The organism is Streptomyces sp. WAC04114 (assembly GCF_019733245.1).
GTDB lineage: Bacteria > Actinomycetota > Actinomycetes > Streptomycetales > Streptomycetaceae > Streptomyces > Streptomyces massasporeus_A.
The window spans coordinates 1-1,106 of record NZ_JAIGQA010000376.1 but is presented as its reverse complement, the minus strand read 5'-3'; the positions used below and the strand labels follow the sequence as shown (position 1 = coordinate 1,106).

The 1,106-nt window shown below is 75.1% G+C and carries 1 protein-coding gene; it reads left to right on the top strand.

The window, feature by feature from the left end:
* Positions 1 to 135: 135 nt before the first annotated feature.
* Positions 136 to 1,106 (top strand): IclR family transcriptional regulator (locus K4G64_RS39285; RefSeq protein ID WP_221760622.1); only part of this gene is annotated, 971 nt, incomplete at its 3' end.

Genomic DNA, 1,106 nt, shown 5'->3' with positions numbered 1-1,106 from the left:
GGGTATCGGGTGCGGGTGACGAGGGAGTAGAGGGGTCGGGCCCTACCCGGTGGAACCCCTCCCGGCCTTCGGGCCGGCGATTCCGGATTACGGTGGGCCTGCCGCGACCGTCGCGAGCGCCGTACCGGAGAGCCGATGCCAGCGAAGCGCACGCCCGAGCCCCCGGAGGGGGCCGCCCCACCGGCCGCCGAGCAGGAGCCGCAACGGGTCGGGGAACCGACCGAGTCGGCCCCGCGGAGGGGCGACGGGGCCGCTGGGACAGCAGCCCCGGGCGCCGAAGGAGAAGTCCCCGCCGAAGCGGTCACTCCTCTGATCCGCGGCATCGCGGTGCTGCGGGAGCTGACGGAGGCGGGCGGCACGCTGAGCCTGAGCGGCCTGGAACGCGCCAGCGGCCTGGCCCGCTCCACGGTCGACCGCATCACGGCCACGCTCGCCCGCATGGGCTACGTCCGTTTCGACGGCCGGGACGTCCACCTGTCCCCCCGCCTGATGGAACTGGGCAACGCCTACATGTCGGCCCTGCGCCTGCCCGCCCTGCTCGCCCCGCACGCGGACGCCCTGGCCGACGAGCTGGACGAGTCGGTCTCCCTGGCGGTCGCCGACCGCGACGGCATCCGCTTCATCCACCAGGCGACCCGCCGCCGCGCGATGTCCCTCAGCTTCCGCATCGGAGACCTGCTCCCCGCCGAACGCACGGCCCCCGGCCCGCTGTTCGCGACCGAGTGGACGGCAGCGGACTGGCAGCGCTGGCGTGAGCGCAGGGCGGCGGACCCGCGGGACCTGTCCTTCACGGCCGTACCGCCCCGCACGTACGGAGGGGACGCGGAGGACGACGAGGCGTTCGAACACCGCACGCGAGAGGCGTCGGCGCACGGCTGGTCCCTGGACGACCAGCTCATCGAGCCGGGCCTGGTGGCGATCTCGGTACCGATCCGCTCCCCCGGCCCGGGCGGCCGGATCGCGAGCGTGGCGAGCGTGGTCAGCCACACGAGCCGCCACACCGCACGCAACCTGCGCACGACGCTGCTGCCGAGGCTGCGGTCCGACGGGGGCGGGCCGGGTTCGGGGGGCGGGGCGGCATGGAGTTCGCGTTCCATCGCCCGCAC